Genomic DNA, 18,745 nt, shown 5'->3' with positions numbered 1-18,745 from the left:
TAGAGCATACCCAAATTAACCACCTTTGTTCGTATAAGGAGCAACAGTGTTTCCAGATAAATATAATCTCAGCCTGAAAGAAAATATCTTTTTGGCCAAAAAGGTATTGGTTGCCCAAATCCACAATCTAAGCCGGTTTGAAAACTGTCAGACAACTTTGTTGCAGACAGAACAGATTATCAATGGGCAAAATGTTGCTTCGGCATCATTGGGTGATATTCAGACTATCTTAAATCTGAAACGTGCTTACCAATATGTAATGCGCCATATTTCAGACGGCCTTCCCGTTGATATACCACTACTAAAAAAAATCAACAGTATTGTTGCCCAGGAAGACTCATTGGCTCCCGGAGATTTCCGTACTGGTACAGTCGGCGTTACCCTGGTTGATGGGTCTCGACACACACCGCCCGCAATGTCGGAAGTTGACGTACAGAACCTGTTGGGACAAATTGAAAACAGAAGTAATTCAACCACTGAAACGGCTATCCGCTCCATGTTGGCCTTTATGCGTCAGCAAATCTTTTGGGACGGTAACAAACGAACGGCCACGCTGTTTGCCAATGCAATGTTGATCGAAAAAGGCTGCGGTATTTTAGAAATTTCAGAACTGCAAATGCCCGAGTTCAACACAAAACTTTCGGATTTCTACCGTTCCGGAGATGATACTGACGTTGCTACTTATTTGTACCAAAATTGTATTTTTGGTATCGACTATTGAGGCTGAACATGAAAGCAGCAAGAATCTACCAACGTGTCAGCACTGAAGAACAAAATCTTGAGCGGCAAAACGCCTTAATTGAGAAAGCTAAGACAGAAGGTTACTACATTGCGGGGGTTTATAAGGAAAAGGCTTCGGGCGTTCGTGCCGACAGACCTGTATTGAACAAATTGATTGCCGATTTGCAAGAAGGCGACGTGATCATCGCCGAGCATATTGACCGTATCACTCGTCTGCCACTGGCTGAAGCAGAAAAGCTGGTAAACCGTATCCGTGAAAAAGGGGCATTTCTCGCCATTCCCGGCATTATCGACCTGAGTCAAATACAGACTGACTCCGATATTGCCAAAATCGTCTTAGACAGCATACAAACCATGCTGCTTAAAATTGCCCTACAAATGGCTAGAGATGACTACGAACAACGTAAGAAACGCCAAGCAGCCGGAATTGCTGAAGCAAAAAAAAAAGGGCGATTCAAAGGTCGTCAGGCAGATACTCAAAAACATAAATTGATTATCAGTCTGCGCTCACATCATACTCTTCAAGAAACAGCCAAGTTGGCCGGATGTAGCGTATCCTTGGTGAAACTGGTAATGCGACAACATAAACAATCCCTAATTTCAGAAAAGGAATAAAAATGGCTACTTTAATGCAGAAAGACGCTTTGATTGAACGTGTGGCTTCAGTTTTGGCCATGATTGCTCGAAAAACACCACGAAGCGAAGGCCGTACACCTGAACAAAGTCGTTTGGTCGCCTTACGCCGGGAACTGTATGCTTCAGAACCTGAAGATATTGATTTTGACAAAGTAGTGAGTGAGTGCAATCAGATTTATCAAAAGTATTCTGTCTAGTTAGATAAGGAAGGTAGTTATCTATTAGCTGAACAGTACAGCTTTAATATTGTAAATAGGGGAGTAGTCTCGGAAGTAACAGGTTCATTGACGATTCATGTACTGCAAGCTCGGTTGCTAATTTATTACCTGAGACCTTTGCAAAATTCCTTTTCCCCCAGACAGCCGAAATCCAAACACAGGTTTTCGGCTGTTTTTGTTTCAAATATCCACTGATTCTACCCAAATATCCCCTTAATTCCCCTTGGATACCTGATTAATCAGGCATCCGGGCCGCCTTTTAAGCAACAACAGGCACATTTAGCCTGTTAGCCGCTTTCAACAGGTTCAAACACATCGCCTTCAGATGGCTTTGCGCACTTACTTTGAGCAGACCGAAATAGGCTGCCCGGGCATAGCGGAATTTACGGTGCAGTGTACCGAAGCTTTGTTCGACCACATAACGGGTCTTCGACAAATATCGGTTACGTTTGGTTTGCGCTTCCGACAGCGGACGATTACGGTGTGCTTTGCGCATAATGCCGTCCTGCAGCCGATGCTCTTTCAGATGTTGCCGGTTTTCCTCACTGTCATAGCCTTTGTCGGCATAGACGGTCGTACCTTTGGGCAGTCCTTCCAACAAAGGCGACAGGTGTTTGCACTCATGGGTATTGGCGGGAGTGATGTGCAGTTTCTCGATATAGCCTTCCTCATCGGTGCGGGTATGTTGTTTGTAACCAAGTTTGTAGAGGCCGTTTTTCTTTGTCCAACGGGCATCTTTGTCTTTACTAGGTGTGGTTTGTCCACTGACTTGTCCCTCCTCATCAACTTCTATAGCCTGACGCTGTTTGCTGCCGGCGGTCTGAAAAATGGTGGCGTCAATGACGGCGGCGGATGCTTTCTCTACTTTTAGTTTTTTTTCGGTCAGTTGACGGTTGATCAGTTCCAGCAATTCGGACAGGGTGTCGTCTTGCGCCGCCGGTTGCGGTAGCGGCATAAGGTGCTGTAATCGGGGATACTCAGTTCGTCAAAACGGCAAAACAGGTTGAAATCGATGCGGGTGATGAGGCTGTGTTCGAGCTCGGGATCGGAGAGGCTGTGCCATTGGCCGAGCAGGACGGCTTTAAACATGGACAACAGGGGATAGGCGGGACGGCCGCGGTGGTCTCTAAGGTAACGGGTTCTTTGACGGTTCAGGTACTGTTCGATCGGTTGCCAATCAATCACTTGATCCAATTTCAATAGTGGGAAGCGGTCGATGTGTTTGGCAATCATGGCTTGGGCGGTTTGCTGGAAGAAGGTACTCATGGAAAATCCCCTAAATGTCTTAGTAGGAATTTAGGGGATTTTGGGGAATTTTGCAAAGGTCTCAAAGTATAAAAAGGCATAGTGAGAGCAAGGAAAGAACGCGGAGCAAAGCCTCGTATTTCAAGCATAGTTACAATAATGACGACAACCACTACCAAATTGTTAGATAACTTGCCGAATGTTGTGACATTCATAGCTAATCCTTTCCAATCCCAAATAAATTTTCTATACATACAAAGTTAATTCAAGTTAGAATGGATATTTGTAAGGAATATTACCGAGAAAGCATTTACTATGAATCGTACCCTGTACAAAGTCGTCTTTAATAAACATCGAAACTGCATGATAGCTGTTGCTGAAAATGCCAAACGCGAGGGCAAAAACACAGCCGACACCCAAGCTGCAGGTATTTCGCCAAATGATATTGCGGGCTTTACAGGTTTTATCCATTCTATCTCTGTTATCTCATTCTCCCTTTCATTACTCCTCGGCTCTGCCCTTATTCTGACTTCTCCCTCTGCCAATGCCCAAGGCATCGCTGCTGACAAATCCGCACCTGCACAGCAACAGCCTACCATCATGCAAACCGGCAACGGCATCCCGCAGGCCAATATCCAAACCCCTACTGCCGCAGGGGTTTCAGTTAACCAATACACCCATTTCAATGTTGACAACCGTGGTGCCATTTTGAACAACAGCCGTCGGAACGTGCAAACACAGCTGGGTGGCTGGATACAGGGAAACCCCTGGCTTGCAGGTGGTGAGGCCCGTGTTATTGTGAATCAAGTCAATTCAGCTAATCCCTCTTTGTTGGGTGGATATATTGAGGTGGGTGGTAGACGTGCCGAAGTGGTGGTGGCAAACCCTGCGGGAATTCAAGTGAACGGAGGGGGATTTATCAATGCTTCCCGTGCCACTCTAACTACAGGCCAACCGCAATATCAAGCAGGAGACCTTAGTGGCTTTAAGATAAGGCAAGGCAATGTTGTAATCGCCGGACACGGTTTGGATGCCCGCGATACCGATTACACGCAGATATTGAGCCGCGCGGTTAAGATTGATGCGCCTGTGTGGGGTAAAGATGTGCGTGTGTTGGCAGGGCAAAATGATGTCTCAGCTGATGGCTCTATCCAGTCTTCACACTCCCCTGCTGCGAATACAAATTCTGCCAACTCACTGTATGCCATCGATACAGGGACATTGGGTGGTATGTATGCCGGTAAGATCACCTTGATCAGCACTGATCGTGATGCATCCGTGCGCAATCAGGGGCAATTGTTTGCCTCAGCCGGCAATGTGGCAGTGAATGCTGAAGGTAAACTGGTCAACACGGGTACGATTGCGGCGACGGGAGAAAACCATGCGGTTTCACTTCATGCCCGCAATGTCCGTAATAGCGGTACGATTGCCTCACAGAATGATACCAATATTCACAGCCAGACGCTGGACAATTCAGGTACGGTCTTATCCTCAGGTGAATTGACTGTCCGTAATTTAGGCCGTCTGAAAAACCAAAACAACGGTACGATCCAGGCTGCCCGCTTAGATATGTCAACAGGTAGTTTGGATAACACGGGTAATATTATTCAAACAGGTTCACAAGCATTGGATTTGGTATCTGCTGGCAAATTCGATAACAGTGGCAAGATTGGTGTGAGCGACGTTCCACAGACCGGTTTGAATCCCAATCCATCAGTCATACCACAGATTCCGAGTACTGCAACAGGTTCAGGTAGCAGCACTGTCTCGGCATCTAAGCCTGGTTCAAACAATCCCGTTTCACCTACAGCATCTGCAAAAGCCTACGCCAGAGGACGCATTCAAACAACGGGAGCACTTGATAATGCAGGATCAATCAATGCAGGTGGACAAATCGACATTGCCGCCAAAAACAGTTTGGAAAATTCGGGCAGTCTGAATGCGGCTAAACTACAAGTATCAGGCGATTCATTTAACAATACGGCAAAAGGCAAACTCCAGGCACACGATCTGGCTGTTAGTGCTCAAACTGCTAAAAACAGCGGTCACTTATTAACTCAAACCGGCAAGATTGACAACCGTGAACTGCATAATGCGGGAGAAATTACCGCTAACAATCTGACACTCATTCATTCGGGCCGCTTGAGCAATGATAAAAAAGGCAATATTCAAGCTGCACATTTACAGCTTGATACCGCCAGTTTACATAACGCAGGTAACATTCTTGCCGATAGTGGAACCGTCACTGCCAATAACAATCTTCGCAATACAGGAAAAGTTTCTGTTGCACAACTGAATACCAAAGGTCAGACTCTAGATAATACGCACGGACGTATAGAGGCTGAAACGGTTAGCATCCAAAGTCAGCAACTGACTAACCAAAGCGGCCATATTACTGCTACCGAACAACTGACTATCAATAGTCGAAATGTAGACAACCAAAACGGCAAACTCCTATCTGCGAACCAAGCACAATTAGCTGTTTCAGACGGCCTATACAACCAACATGGTGAAATTGCCACCAACCGGCAGTTGTCTATTCACGATAAAAATCAAAACACTTTGGCGTTAAACAATGCGGACGGCACGATTCAATCTGCCGGTAATGTATCGCTACAAGCTAAATCACTGGCCAATAATGGCACATTAACAGCTGGTAACAAGCTGGATATCGCCTTGAGGGATGATTTCGTCATAGACCGCGATCTCACTGCAGGCAACCAATTAAATCTAAGCACAAAAGGCCGTCTGAAAAATACCCATACCCTACAAGCAGGTCATACGCTCAAACTCAATGCCGGCAATATAGATAACCAAGTTACAGGCAAAATTATTGCCGGAGAACAAACGAACATCACATCCGAACAGCATGTAGACAACAGGGGTTTGATCAACAGCAACGGTTTGACCCACATCGGTGCAGGTCAAACCTTGAACAACACCGGGACAGGCAAAATCTATGGTAACCATATTGCTCTGGACGCGCAAAAACTGCTTAACCGAGAAGAAACGACAGAAGGCAGCACCAAAGCGGGTGCAATAGCTGCAAGGAAACGTTTGGATATCGGAGCGAAAGAGATTCATAACCAAGAGGGAGCCCTACTATCCAGCGAAGGTATTTTTGCTATCGGTAATCGACTGGATGAACAACATCATGTGGCAGGCATGGCTGATACCTTTGTTAATGGCAGTGCCAGTTTGGAAGTACAAGGTGATGCATTGATGTCCGTTAGGAATATGCAGAATATCAATAATCACTTTAAAACAGAAACATACTTAGCCAAAGCAGAAAAGCAAGTCCGCGATTACACCGTACTGGGGCAAAATACCTACTATCAGGCAGGAAAAGACGGTTTATTCGATAACTCGCAAGGACAAAAAGACCAAACTACTGCTACGTTCCATTTAAAAAATGGTTCTCGTATTGAGGCCAACCAATGGCATGTCCGAGACTATCACATCGAGACTTATAAAGAACGCATCATCGAAAATCGACCGGCACACATTACTGTGGGTGGTAATTTGACTGTTTCAGGCCAAGACTGGCTGAACAAAGACAGTCAAATTATAGTAGGCGGGCGTATTATCACTGATGATTTAAACCAGAAAGAAATCACCAATCAAAGTACAACAGGCAAGGGGCGCACAGATGCTGTCGGCACACAGTGGGATTCAGTTACAAAAAAAGGATGGTACAGTGGCAGAAAAAGACAACGCCGTACCGAAAGAAACCACACTCCTTACCATGATACCCAACTATTTACCCACGACTTCGACACGCCTGCATCTGTCATCCAACAGAATGCTGCCTCCCCTTCCTTTCAACCCGCAGCATCTGCAGCCAAACTGATTGACGGAGCATCCACAGCAGCCGTCAATGGGCAGCGCATCCATACCGGTAATGTGGTCTCATTAAATAACGCTACTGTTACTCTGCCGAACAGCAGCCTCTACACCACCCATCCTGACAATAAAGGCTGGTTGGTTGAAACCGATCCTCAATTTACAGACTACCGCCGCTGGTTGGGCAGCGACTACATGTTGAAACAACTGCAATTGGACCCCAATTATCTACACAAACGGCTAGGCGACGGCTACTACGAACAAAAACTTGTTAATGAACAAATCCACCAGTTAACAGGCTACCGCCGACTTGATGGCTACAGCAGTGATGAAGAACAATTCAAAGCTCTGATGGACAACGGCCTTACTGTTGCCAAAACATTCGGCCTTACCCCGGGTATCGCCTTGAGTGCAGAGCAAGTTGCCCGCTTAACTTCAGATATCGTTTGGATGGAAAATCAAACCGTCACCCTGTCTGACGGTTCGACTCAAACCGTACTCGCCCCCAAAGTCTATGCCCTGGCACGCAAAGGTGATCTCAATACCTCCGGCGGCCTGATTAGTGCCGAACAAGTCTTACTTAAACTGCAAAACGGAAACCTGACTAATAGCGGTACCATTGCGGGGCGGCAGGCCGTACTCATCCAAGCACGGAATATTAACAGCAACGGCAATATTCAGGCCGACCAAATCGGCTTAAAAGCTGAAAAAAGTATCAATATCGACGGCGGGCAGGTACAAGCAGGCAGACTGCTGACTGCCCAAGCGCAAAATATCAACCTTAACGGTACAACCCAAACTTCCGATAATGAACGTAACGGCAATACCGCCATTGATCGTATGGCCGGCATTAACGTGGTCGGAAGCTATACTGAGCAAGTAGATAACAGAGCTTCAGACGGCATCCTATCCCTGCATGCCGACAACGATATCAACCTTAATGCAGCCACCATCTCTAACCAAGTTAAAGGCGGCACCACCCAAATTACCGCTGGTAATAATCTCAATCTCGGCACCATCCGTACCGAACATCGCGAAGCCTATGGTACATTAGATGACAAAAATCATCGTCATGTCCGCCAAAGTGCCGAAGTCGGCAGCAGTATCCGCACGCAAAACGGCGCAATGCTTAGAGCCGGCAACGACTTAAAAATCCGTCAAGGTGAACTGGAGACCGAAGAGGGCAAAACCGTCCTTGCCGCGGGACGTGATGTCAATATCAGCGAAGGACGCCAAATAACCGAATTGGACGCCGCTGTAAGCGGGAAAAGCAAAGGCATCCTTTCCAGTACCAAAACACACGACCGCTACCGCTTTAGTCATGATGAAGCAGTCGGCAGCAACATCGGCGGCGGCAAAATTATCGTTGCAGCCGGGCAGGATATCAATGTACGCGGCAGCAACCTTATTTCTGATAATGGCACTGTCTTAAAAGCAAGTAGGGACATCCAGCTAGAAGCAGCTTCCAATCGCCATTTTGATGCTGAAACACACGAATATAAAAAATCGGGTCTGAGCGGAGGCTTCCGCGACGGTGTTTTAAGTGTCGGATACACTAAAGCTTCCACAAAATCCAACCAAGACCAAACTGCAACCACCCTGACAACCTCCCAAGTCGGTAGTAAACAAGGTGATACCGTTGTTATTGCCGAACGAACCCTAAACACCAAAGCTGCGATACTGGCATCAGGTGGCGATATGCACCTACAGGGACGTGATGTTGCTTTAAATGCAGGATACACGGAAACAAATAACAACAACCATATCGAACAAAAACAATCAGGTCTATCCATGGGCATAACCCTGAATCCCATTGATGCTGCCAAAGCTAATTACAAACGCAATATGCAAGGCAGTGGCTACAGCAATAGTATAGTGGGTAAGACCTTGCAACGTGCTGATGCCGGAGCAAAGGCATCCACAGCAGCTTTTACTCCTATCGTCATCAACGGTGGTCGCCAAAAAACTACGGAAAATCGTCATCAAGAAGATACGCAAGCAGTGGTAACGGCCGTTTCTGCGCAAGGCAACCTAAACATTGTTGCCGACGGCGGTAGTATCAGAAGTGAAGGGACAAAACTGACTGCCGAACGCGATATCCTGCTTTCGGCAACAGAAAGTATAACGTTGGATGTTGCCCGCAACACCGCCGATCAACACGGTTCCCGTAAGCGCAGCGGTTTCAGCATAGATAACCGAGAATTGATTCCGGCGGGGACGTTTAATGACCGTAGCAATGCACAAGGCAATCTCGATAAAGCTACCGGCACACAATTGTCCGCGGGTGGCATCGCCACATTGCAAGCGAAAAAAGCGGATATCAATATCTTCGGTAGCAGCATTGCCGCGGAAGATGATGTTACCTTGTCTGCCGGCCGCAATATCAATATCCGTTCCAGCCAAAACAATCAAACCCAATCAGAACGTCAAATCACCAGCGGCATCGGCACTGCGGTAATTTCCGATACTGAACACTTTGCTGGATGGATGAAAAACCGAAAAGATAGTAACAGTGATCAAGTTGAACAGATTAAATCCCAAGTTGGGAGCTTGGGCGGCAACGTCAATATGCAGGCTGGTGGCAACTATACCCAACAGGTTGCCAATGTGGTGGCCGCCAAAGACATCAATATTACAGCAAAAAGCGTTGAGATTCTGGCTGAACACAATCGGAGCAACAGCCACCAATCCGAGCGCGACGTTAAAATTGGTACCTTTGCCAAGGTATCTTCTCCACTGATCGACCTGGTAAACGCTGCCGAAGGCGCGGTGAAGAGTAAAGCAGACGACCGCACGCAGGCGCTGCAAACACTGGCTGCAGGTGCACAAGCTTATTCTGCCTACAATACCGCTACCAGCGGCGGCGCATTAGCCAAAGCAGAAGTAGGTTTCGGCTTTAAAACTGCCAACAGCAGCCAAGACCAAAGCCAAAACCAAAGCCAAGCCAATGTTTTGAATGCCGGTGGTAACCTCAATATCCGTTCGACCGAAGGCAACATCCACCTTCAAAACACCCAAGCCCAAGCGGCTGAAACCCTCCGCTTAGATTCAGCCAAGGATTTGATACTCGAGTCTGGCCAATCTTCCCAATCCGCCGATGGAAAAAATAGCAGCCTTGGTGCATCAGTGGGTGTAGGCGTCTCCGTAGGCGCGCAAACCGGTGTTTATGTTTACGGCGAAGTGGGTGGCAGCAAAGGTAAAAACCATTATCTTGCCCAAACACACGATCACACGACCCTCCAAGCTAATAAAATCGAATTGGCAAGCAAAGGTGATACCACTCTCAAAGGGGCTACAGCCACTGCCCGCCGCATTGATGCCGATGTAAAAGGCCGTCTGAACATCGAAAGTGTTCAAGACCATACCGAACAGGACAACAAACAAACCGGCGCCGGCGTACGTGTACAAGTTTCCTTCGGCACCGCCTGGGAGGCTTCGGGCAACTTCAACCAAAGCAAAGCTTCGGGCAGCAGTGACAGTGCGGCCATCCAATCCGGACTTTTTGCAGGAGAAGGCGGCTACCACATCCAGGCCGACAGCGTCCACCTAAAAGGCGGAGCCGTTACCTCTACTGCGCCGAAGGAGCAAAATGAATTAACTGCCAAACGTCTTACTTTTGAAAATATTCAAAACCAAAGCAGTTATAGTGCATCCAATGTCAGTTTGAGCGGCAGTTACGGTAGCGACAGCCCCTCTAAAAACCCCGACAACGCCGACTTCCGTCAAACAAACTTAGGTAAAGCATTTGCACGCTCTGCAGGCAAAAATGGTACCGACTTCAACCCCGGCTTGCCGCAATATGAAGAAGGTGGCGACAACAGCACCACCTATGCTACCCTGAGCGAAGGCCGTCTGAACATCGGCGGCAAAGAAACCACTACGCAAGAACTGGGTATCAACAGTGACAGCAGCAACGCACACCGTGCTGTTGCGGCTCTGCCCGATTTAGCCAAGATTACCGAAAAACAACAGATTGTGGCTAAAGCAACTTCCGATATAGTATCTGCTACGCACACTTTCAGCAGCAACCGCCAAAAAACCGCTGCAGAAAATAAAGCCAAAGCCGAAGCGGAGTTTGAAGGCCGTCTGAAAGCCCAAAATGACGGCAGCTATGAAGCCTACGCCAAACTGGACGAAACCGAACGGCAAAAAATTCTAATCAACTACTCAGAAACCTATCGCAAAGCCGATGCCGAAGCCCAAAATTGGGGGGTAGGAGGTAAACACCGCCGCGCCCTTAACGCCGGCACCACCCTCGCGACCGGTCTACTTGGTGGCCAAAGCGGGTTACAAAGCGCAGTCAATGCCGCTGCGCCCTATGCTTCCGAAGCAATAGGTAGGACATTTGGACACGGTGAAAACAAAAATGAAACCGCTCAGGCAATCGGACATTTCCTTTTAGGTGCAACTATCGCCCGCGTCAACGGTGGTAATTCTGCTGCCGGCGGCGCGGCTGCAGTTGCAGCTGAAAAGGCAGCGGAACATCTTGCTCAACGGTATAACGACGGTAAAACCGCAATCGATCCGCAAACAGGCGAGTTCAATGCCAATCTACTGCCGGAACATATCAAAGAGGAAATCAAATCGAAGAGCGGGGTGATTGCATCGCTGACGGGAGCGGCCGTGGGCGGCACGCCGGTAGACGCGCAAACCGGAGGGGCGGTCGGGCAGAATGCGGTGGAAAACAACCTCTATCTGACATCGGAAGCCTTAAAGAAGGATGAACAGACAGCCCGTAAAATTTATTCCGTTATAAAAGAGCAAGCCGAGAATGAATGCAGTTCCAAAGGAAGAATTACCGAATGTCGTCAAAATATAGGACGCATTATCGAATTTACCCAAGACCAACGCTTTGACAGCCGATTTAAGGACTTGAAAAAAGAATCCTTATATTACCTAAATAAACATCCTGATTTAGTAGCCTCTTATTTGAAGGCTGAGTACGAAAAGCTGGATAGGGAGGACAAAAGTATCCTGCACCGCTACATCTCACCTGGGGCTGAAATCGTTTCGGGCAGTTTGGGGGTTGTTCTTTCAGGCGTAGCCGGAGGCGGATCTTGTGCCGAGACTTTCGGCTTAGGCTGTGCCGCCGCTTTGGTTGGTGTAACGTCTTCCTACGATCATGTCATTACAGGAACGAAAAACTTCGGAAAAAAAGCCAGCGAGCAACGACCGACGATTACGGTCCAGACCTTGAAGCAGTTGGGGTTGTCGGAGCAGGCTGCGGAATATGTTCAGTTTTCTATAGATTTGTTCAGTGTGGGTAAATCAGGAGCCGGTATGCCTAAGGCTAAGCCTGTGTCTGTTATACAACCAAGAAGGCAGACATTGGAAAATTTTAAACGCACGGATGCAAACAACCCTGCAGGTTCAGCAAAAGGAGTTAACCCTACCGGCTCTATGCAGAATTGCACTAATTGTGTGTTTGCAGTTGATAATATATTAAAAACTGGAAATAAAACAAGTGCTTTACCTAGATCCACACCTGTTCCATTTAATCAATTAGAAAAAATGTACGGAACAAAATTAAGTGGTTGGGTTTCAAAAAGTCAGATCGAAAATTCACTTATATCGAAAGGAAATGGTACTAGAGCAGTTATTTACGGAACTGATGGTGTAACTGGGCATGTCTGGAATGCAGTTGTCCAAAAAGGTAAAGTAAATTATATTGATGGGCAAATACAAAAAGGAGGGGAAGTTAATTTTACTACCTTCAAACATTTTCAATTTGGAGTATTGCCATGATAATTAATTATCAAGAAGCAAAGAAAATCGCAGTATCTTTTTTAAGTCAAATAGAGCAAGAAATGGGAATTTCATTGTTAATAGTTGAATCTCATGTACGAGAAAATGATGATGGATGGTTTTTCCCATATCAGTCAAAAGAATATTTAGAAACAATGGATATAAATAAATCTATTATTGGAAATTGGCCTATATTTGTTTCTAAAAATGGAGGAATTCCTTCTATTCGTTGATTTTAGCCCATTAGCTAAATCCGTATCCCACTAAACTTAAAACTATATAGAATAGAAATAAATTTATAAAAAGTAAAATATATGATCCAATAGGACATTTTCGCAAACCATAGCCTGCATGAAATTTTCTAGTAGGATATGTGCGATATGGTACTCACGCTAACTTGTAAAGTTTACAAGGCTGAGCATGTCTATACTCTCTATTGTATGGCAAAAGGCTGTCTGAAAAACAGGTTTCAGATGGCCTTTCTTTGTCGCGACACGCCAATATTTATTACATCACCTGAGACCTTTGCAAAAATAGTCTGTTAACGAAATTTGACGCATAAAAATGTGCTAAAAAATTTTCAATCGACTAAAACCTTTCTGATATTGAGAAAAAGTGGAAGAAATCAGGGAGGTTCCTCATTTTGAAAATGGTGTTGAGCATAAAATTTTAATAACTTATGTTATTGCAAAGGTCTCCACCTAAAAGATGCATATGCTAATCCATCGAATATAATTCTAGTTCAAGAAAACGGAAGAGTTATTATAGAAACTCTTTTAACAGGGCCTCAAGGAGTTGTTAAACTTGAAACTATATGGGATGGAAACAGACTCATAACGGGTGAAATATATGGACCAACAGGACGCTTTAGGCATGGAGCAAAATAATGAGGTTAACGAAATATCCTTATAACTCTATAAGAGAGTTAGAAGACTATTTAATAAACACCTATCAAAAATATATCATTCTACAAGAGGAAGGAAAGGAGATTTATCGATGTTTCATTCTTTCTTTTCACAAAAAATTCAATATATGTATTGGATTAGCTGTTTCCTGTATAAGTATTTCCCCAAAAGTATTAATACTTGATGATAAAAATATTTTTATCGGATTTGATTCAGTCGTTTTTTGTATTTCTATACAAAATTTAAAAGTTAATATGCTAAATATAGATGGAATAGTTTTTGATATTTATTTATTGGAGAATCAAAAAATTTGTATTATTCATGAGTTGGGTGCAATTATTACAGATAAAAACTTAACAAGAGAGAATTTAGTATCTACCGATATAATATCAGACTGGGAAATAGATAAAGTTAATAAGTTAATCATATTAACGGAGTTAGACTCTGAAAAAATAATTTCTCTCAATTATGATTGAGGATGCTTGCTTATTTAAGATATTCTCCCCATTATGTAATACAGGTTGGCTAAAAACTAGGAAACTGTTCCTTTACTGATCGGCTTGAGCGGCGGCGGTGACACCTATGCTAACCCTAATAGACGGCCATTTTATAGGGTAATTGAAAATAACCGTTCTATTTTTTCAATAACTCCAAATTAATTAAAAGTTATTTTACAAAGTAGAAATACGATGTCCTCTCCAGTAACAGCCATCCCTGGCGGTCAGTTTGTCCGCGTAGTCGATACTGGTAAGAATATTGGTATAACTAGTTTGAAGGAAGGAGGAACACCAACTAGATATATTAAGATATTTACTGACGAAATGGGAAATTTAATCACAACATATCCAGTGAAAGGGCAGTAATTATGCAAAAAAAAATAATACTTTCTTTAAAAGAAAAAATAGAGGGTATAGGTAATAATGTAGATCATATCTTACTCGCAACTTTAATTCTTAAATGGTTACATGATTATCCTAGTTTAGAGAAAGAATTTTTAGATCACTATTCAAATATTTCTAAATTTATGAATATAGAAATTTCAGATATCCCTAATTATCCAATAAAAAAATCACTAATTAGTTTTTACGATTTAAAAGCTCTTAAACGGGAAATAGATATTTCCATGCAAAGAAAAAATTCATATATTTATCAATCGCTACAAAATTTTTTAGAGAATTTATTTATTATTCAAGAACCAGATATGGAATGTAATATTTGCCATGGCACCTATGGTTTTGATTTATGGAAGGAAATCGAGACTAATAGATTAGTTTATTGCTGCAAAACATGTGCATTCTCAGAATATGTTAATGGGGAATCTAGAAATAATAAAAATCACCTTACCATTCCAACAAATGATGATTTGAGTTTATTGAATACATAATTAATAGAATAAGTTATAGAAAACCATGTTTACATTTTTCATCATGAGAAGCTTATGACTGAATTAAATCTTGTTCTAAATAACCGCAGCTTGCAAACTAGAAAAGGAGAATAACCATGAATCATGAGCAATCCGCAGCCCATATGAAATCTAAACTCAACAAGTAGGATGTATGTGGAACGCACACATGCGGTTCTCAAGGTTTGAGCTAAGAGGCCGTTTGAAACAACAAATACGGTTTCAGACGGCCTTTCTTTCAACAAGTAGCTACAGCAATCAGACAAAAGCAGCCCACCGCCACACCCATGTCGGCAGCACGGCCGGCAAAACCACCATCCGAAGCGGCGGGGATACCACCCTCAAAGGTGCGCAGATCATCGGCAAAGGCGTACAGGCAGATACGCGCAACCTCCATATAGAAAGCGTTCAAGACACAGAAATCTATCAGAGCAAACAGCAAAACGGCAACGTCCAAGTTACCGTCGGTTACGGATTCAGTGCGAGCGGCAGTTACAGCCAAAGCAAAGTCAAAGCAGACCATGCCTCCGTAACCGAGCAAAGTGGTATTTATGCCGGAGAAGACGGCTATCAAATCAAAGTCAGAGACAACACAGACCTCAATGGCGGCATCATCACCTCCGGCAAGAGTGCCGAAGACAAAGGAAAAAACCTTTTTCAGACGGCCACCCTTACTGCCAGCGACATTCAAAACCATAGCCGCTACGAAGGCAAAAGCTTCGGTATCGGGGCAAGTGTTGCAATCAGCGGTGAATCAATGGGGCAAAACCGTCCTGCCGACTCCGGCCCGGGAATCCGCTTGACTGATGCTTCTAAAGGTCAAAACAACAATAACGCCATCGGCTACGGCAGCGATGGAGACAGCAAAAACAGCACCACCCGCAGCGGCATCAACACCCGCAACATACACATCACCGACAAAGCGGGACAACTTGCCCGAACCGGCAGGACTACCAAAGAAACCGAAGCGCGTATCCACACCGGCATCGACACCGAAACTGCGGATCAACACTCAGGCCGTCTGAAAAACAGCTTCGACAAAGACGCGGTTGTCAAAGAGATCAACCTGCAAAGGGAAGTAACGCAGGAGTTCGGCAAAAACGCCGCCCAAACCACAGCAGCCGTTTCCGACAAACTCGGCAATACCCAAAGTTACGAACGGTATCAGGCAGCCAAAACCCTGCTGGAGGCCGAACTGCAAAACACGGACAGCGAAGCCGAAAAAGCCGCCATCCGCGCATCCCTCGGTCAAGTAAACGCCTACCTTGCCGAAAACCAAAGCCGCTACGACACCTGGAAAGAAGGCGGCATAGGCAGGAGTATCCTGCACGGGGCGGCAGGCGGACTGACGACGGGCAACCTCGGCGGCATACTGGCCGGCGGCGGCACTTCCCTTGCCGCACCGTATTTGGACGAAGCAGCGGAAAACCTCGGCCCGGCGGGCAAAGCGGCGGTCAACGCACTGGGCGGAGCGGCCATCGGCTATGCGGCGGGCGGGAATGCAGGTACGGCGGCAGTAGGGGCGAATGTCGATTGGAACAATAGGCAGCTGCATCCGAAAGAAACACAAATCCTTAACAAACTGTCAAAAGGCAGATCGGCTGAAGAACAGTACCGCCTAAAAGCCGCTGCATGTGCATTAACCCGGTGCGCGGAAGGCGTACCTGACTTCGACCCTCTTTATAAAGGACTAAAAAAACTTCAAGATGCCGGTAAACAGTTTGTGGCGGAAAAAAATATATTGATGCGGACGGGTGCATTTGAATATGGAAACTGGAATAGACTGAACGATATACGCAGCAGTTACGACCGGGCTGCCACCAAAATTAAGGGGGCGGGCAATATGGGATTGGGTGCAACGACTGTTGTCGGTTCGGGTGCTGCAGGCGTAGGTCTGTGCAGTACCGGGCTTGGCTGTGTTGGCGGTGGACTTATTGCGGCGACAGGTATGACCGGTGGTTATACACAGGCCTCAGAAGGAAGCCGGCAATTGTTTGAAACCTATCAGTCCGATTTTGGTAAAAAAGTTGTCCTATCTTTGGGTACACCAATAGAATACGAATCGCCGTTAGTATCTGATGCGAAAAATCTAGCCATATGGGGATTGGAAACGCTGATTACACGCAAATTGGGAGGCTTGGCAACAGGTGTGAAAACTTCCTCGCCTCCGAAAATTGCTGACGTACAGCGAAATGTCCTGCCCCAATCCAAAGTCGGTATCAAGTGGGGCAAGGGGATTGAAGGACAGGGAATGCCTTGGGAGGATTATGTCGGTAAGGGGTTACCTATTGATGCAAGACTACCGAGAAATTTCAAAGTATTCGATTACTATAATGCAACAACAGGCACAGCAATCAGTGCCAAAACTCTGGATACGCAAACTACGGCACGCCTGTCCAAACCCGAACAGCTTTACAGCACCATGAAAGGGTACATCGATAAGACGGCAAATTTCAAAAGTTATGAATTATCAGGAGTACCGTTAAGGGCCGACATGATCAAACAGCGTGAAATCCATCTGGCCATACCCGCACAAACTAATAAGGAGCAAAGATTGCAGTTGCAACGTGTGGTAGAGTATGGCAAAAGTCAAAACATTACAGTCAAAATTACGGAGATCGAATAAATGACTTTCAATCAAGAACAAGATTATTGGGCTGGCTATAAGGCAAATGAAAGAGCCTTGATTATTCAAACATGGTCAGGATTTGGGCGATATGCTCCAGACCACCTATATCCCCCCCATATCCTGCCATTGGATACCGACAATGGAACTTTAGGCACGACAGTCTTACAAGCATTGGCGAACAGCAGGACGTTAGACAACGAAGCTGAACGTATTGATTTTTTAAAACAGGAAAGTTTTAAACCACGTTATGAGGATTGGGTTGCCAATCTATGCGGGAACTTGGGCTATAAAACCAGACGCGCCCTATTTAAAAACATGATGAGCGGGGATATTTGGCTGCACAACGGCTGCCTGAAAATCAGCCCGAGCCACCATGTCAAGCTGGAAGCGTGGGATGCCATTGATGCAGACGATGTAATTTTATCATTGGATAACAGCCCTGAAGAAATCGGAGCAGGTTTAAGGTTGGCATTGAGCCGCTGCCGATAATATTTGACAAAAGGTCGTCTGAAAGCCGGAAAAATGTTTCAGACGACTTTTTTATTAGACTCAAGCTCGCGTGCGTGCGTACCGCGCACACCTTAGCTGCAGATTTAATGTGGGCTACGACTTGCTAAAGATAAAGTTATTAAGGAACTTGTCAAATATGGAAAAAATTGAGAAATTTAAATCTGAATTATTAAATGCCATCTTTCAATATACTCAATGCATATCTATTTTTGTCTATAAGAAAAAGATATATTATTTGATTGATTATAAGGAAAATTTTATATTAAACATGAAATTAGACTTAGATTTGGATTTTAAAAACGGTAATATTACGTTAGAACAATATCAGGATGAAATGAATAGTTATTATTACCGAAACGGCATCTGGCAATTAACTAAGGACAATTTTGAAAGCTATCTTCAATCAGATTCAGTCATTGTATTAAAAAAGGATGAATTGAAGGAACTGATGTTTCAGGGGTTTACTTCTGATGAAGCGGTAAGGTTATATTCCGTTGTCGAGAATAAGCTGTCGTACAATGATCCTATCTCAGACTCTGGCCAGCAAAGTGATTTCTTAAAAATCAATCAGATTTCTTCGAGACTGCCGTTGTTCTATATTAATTTTGATACGGAAGTTTACCTTCATATGGATTGGGACAGATGTCATGAAGATTATGTTTATGACGGCTGGTTTTCAAAGGCAATGGATTTTGGGTATTTAATACCAGACGAATTTTGTTATTGGAAAATTGAAGGGCGGGATTATTGGAAATTTGGACAATTATAAAGATAAGCAAGCCATAGCTTGTATGAATTCAAAAGGCCGTCTGAAAACAGCAAAACCGTTTCAGACGACCTTTATTTACCTGTATAACAACACACATCCTGA

At 44.9% G+C, this 18,745-nt stretch carries 9 protein-coding genes and 3 pseudogenes; 11 read left to right on the top strand and 1 reads right to left on the bottom strand.

Annotation, left to right across the window (positions count from 1 at the left end; translation table 11 throughout):
* The first annotated feature begins 46 nt into the window (after positions 1 to 46).
* From LPB400_RS01005 to LPB400_RS00995, 3 genes are read left to right on the top strand one after another with little or no spacing between them, the layout of a single operon-like run.
* Complete coding sequence (locus tag LPB400_RS01005; protein WP_049351092.1) at positions 47 to 721, top strand: Fic family protein; 675 nt, start codon at positions 47 to 49, stop codon at positions 719 to 721.
* Between the two features lie 8 nt (positions 722 to 729).
* Positions 730 to 1,356: a recombinase family protein gene (locus LPB400_RS01000; RefSeq protein WP_107769511.1), complete on the top strand. Its 627-nt coding sequence runs from the start codon at positions 730 to 732 to the stop codon at positions 1,354 to 1,356.
* A gap of 2 nt (positions 1,357 to 1,358) precedes the next feature.
* On the top strand, positions 1,359 to 1,574 hold the full coding sequence (locus LPB400_RS00995) for a hypothetical protein (RefSeq protein ID WP_225905456.1): 216 nt from the start codon (positions 1,359 to 1,361) through the stop codon (positions 1,572 to 1,574).
* Positions 1,575 to 1,854: 280 nt separating this feature from the next.
* On the opposite strand, the pseudogene LPB400_RS00990 reads toward LPB400_RS00995, so the two are convergent.
* A pseudogene (locus LPB400_RS00990) lies at positions 1,855 to 2,861 on the bottom strand (IS5 family transposase).
* Between the two features lie 294 nt (positions 2,862 to 3,155).
* Here LPB400_RS00990 and LPB400_RS10960 point away from each other — a divergent pair.
* The 8 genes and pseudogenes from LPB400_RS10960 (at position 3,156) to LPB400_RS00945 (ending at position 18,643) form a co-directional block, all read left to right on the top strand.
* The gene (locus LPB400_RS10960) at positions 3,156 to 12,428 is read left to right on the top strand and encodes a hemagglutinin repeat-containing protein (RefSeq protein ID WP_107792543.1); all 9,273 of its coding nucleotides are present in this window, start codon (positions 3,156 to 3,158) and stop codon (positions 12,426 to 12,428) included.
* Positions 12,425 to 12,661 carry a YrhB domain-containing protein gene (locus LPB400_RS00970; RefSeq protein WP_107769507.1) on the top strand — a complete coding sequence of 79 codons (237 nt, stop codon included), beginning with the start codon at positions 12,425 to 12,427 and terminating at the stop codon, positions 12,659 to 12,661. Before LPB400_RS10960 ends, LPB400_RS00970 begins: the two co-directional genes overlap by 4 nt.
* 653 nt (positions 12,662 to 13,314) lie before the next feature.
* The gene (locus LPB400_RS00965) at positions 13,315 to 13,809 is read left to right on the top strand and encodes a hypothetical protein (protein WP_107769506.1); all 495 of its coding nucleotides are present in this window, start codon (positions 13,315 to 13,317) and stop codon (positions 13,807 to 13,809) included.
* Between the two features lie 389 nt (positions 13,810 to 14,198).
* Entirely contained in the window at positions 14,199 to 14,717 is a 519-nt protein-coding gene (locus LPB400_RS00960) for a hypothetical protein (protein ID WP_070646027.1), read from the top strand.
* Positions 14,718 to 15,009: 292 nt separating this feature from the next.
* A pseudogene (locus LPB400_RS11130) lies at positions 15,010 to 15,472 on the top strand (hemagglutinin repeat-containing protein); the annotation flags it as partial.
* A 98-nt stretch (positions 15,473 to 15,570) separates the two neighbouring features.
* Positions 15,571 to 17,361 (top strand): annotated as a pseudogene (locus tag LPB400_RS00955) (hemagglutinin repeat-containing protein); the annotation flags it as partial.
* The gene (locus tag LPB400_RS00950) at positions 17,362 to 17,853 is read left to right on the top strand and encodes a contact-dependent growth inhibition system immunity protein (protein WP_219089134.1); all 492 of its coding nucleotides are present in this window, start codon (positions 17,362 to 17,364) and stop codon (positions 17,851 to 17,853) included.
* A 157-nt stretch (positions 17,854 to 18,010) separates the two neighbouring features.
* A complete protein-coding gene (locus tag LPB400_RS00945; protein ID WP_070843229.1) occupies positions 18,011 to 18,643 on the top strand; it encodes a hypothetical protein in 633 nt (210 codons plus the stop codon).
* Positions 18,644 to 18,745 lie beyond the last annotated feature (102 nt).

The sequence above is a fragment of the Neisseria perflava genome (assembly GCF_019334725.1).
Lineage (GTDB): Bacteria > Pseudomonadota > Gammaproteobacteria > Burkholderiales > Neisseriaceae > Neisseria > Neisseria subflava_A.
The sequence above is the reverse complement of the archived record's forward strand: the minus strand, read 5'-3'. Positions and strand labels throughout refer to the sequence as shown.

Excerpts from the sequence above, each read along its gene's own strand:
- LPB400_RS01000 (WP_107769511.1), top strand. The coding sequence starts at position 730 with ATGAAAGCAGCAAGAATCTACCAACGTGTCAGCACTGAAGAACAAAAT.
- LPB400_RS00995 (WP_225905456.1), top strand. The coding sequence starts at position 1,359 with ATGGCTACTTTAATGCAGAAAGACGCTTTGATTGAACGTGTGGCTTCA.
- LPB400_RS10960 (WP_107792543.1), top strand. The coding sequence starts at position 3,156 with ATGAATCGTACCCTGTACAAAGTCGTCTTTAATAAACATCGAAACTGC.
- LPB400_RS00970 (WP_107769507.1), top strand. The coding sequence starts at position 12,425 with ATGATAATTAATTATCAAGAAGCAAAGAAAATCGCAGTATCTTTTTTA.
- LPB400_RS00965 (WP_107769506.1), top strand. The coding sequence starts at position 13,315 with ATGAGGTTAACGAAATATCCTTATAACTCTATAAGAGAGTTAGAAGAC.
- LPB400_RS00960 (WP_070646027.1), top strand. The coding sequence starts at position 14,199 with ATGCAAAAAAAAATAATACTTTCTTTAAAAGAAAAAATAGAGGGTATA.
- LPB400_RS00950 (WP_219089134.1), top strand. The coding sequence starts at position 17,362 with ATGACTTTCAATCAAGAACAAGATTATTGGGCTGGCTATAAGGCAAAT.
- LPB400_RS00945 (WP_070843229.1), top strand. The coding sequence starts at position 18,011 with ATGGAAAAAATTGAGAAATTTAAATCTGAATTATTAAATGCCATCTTT.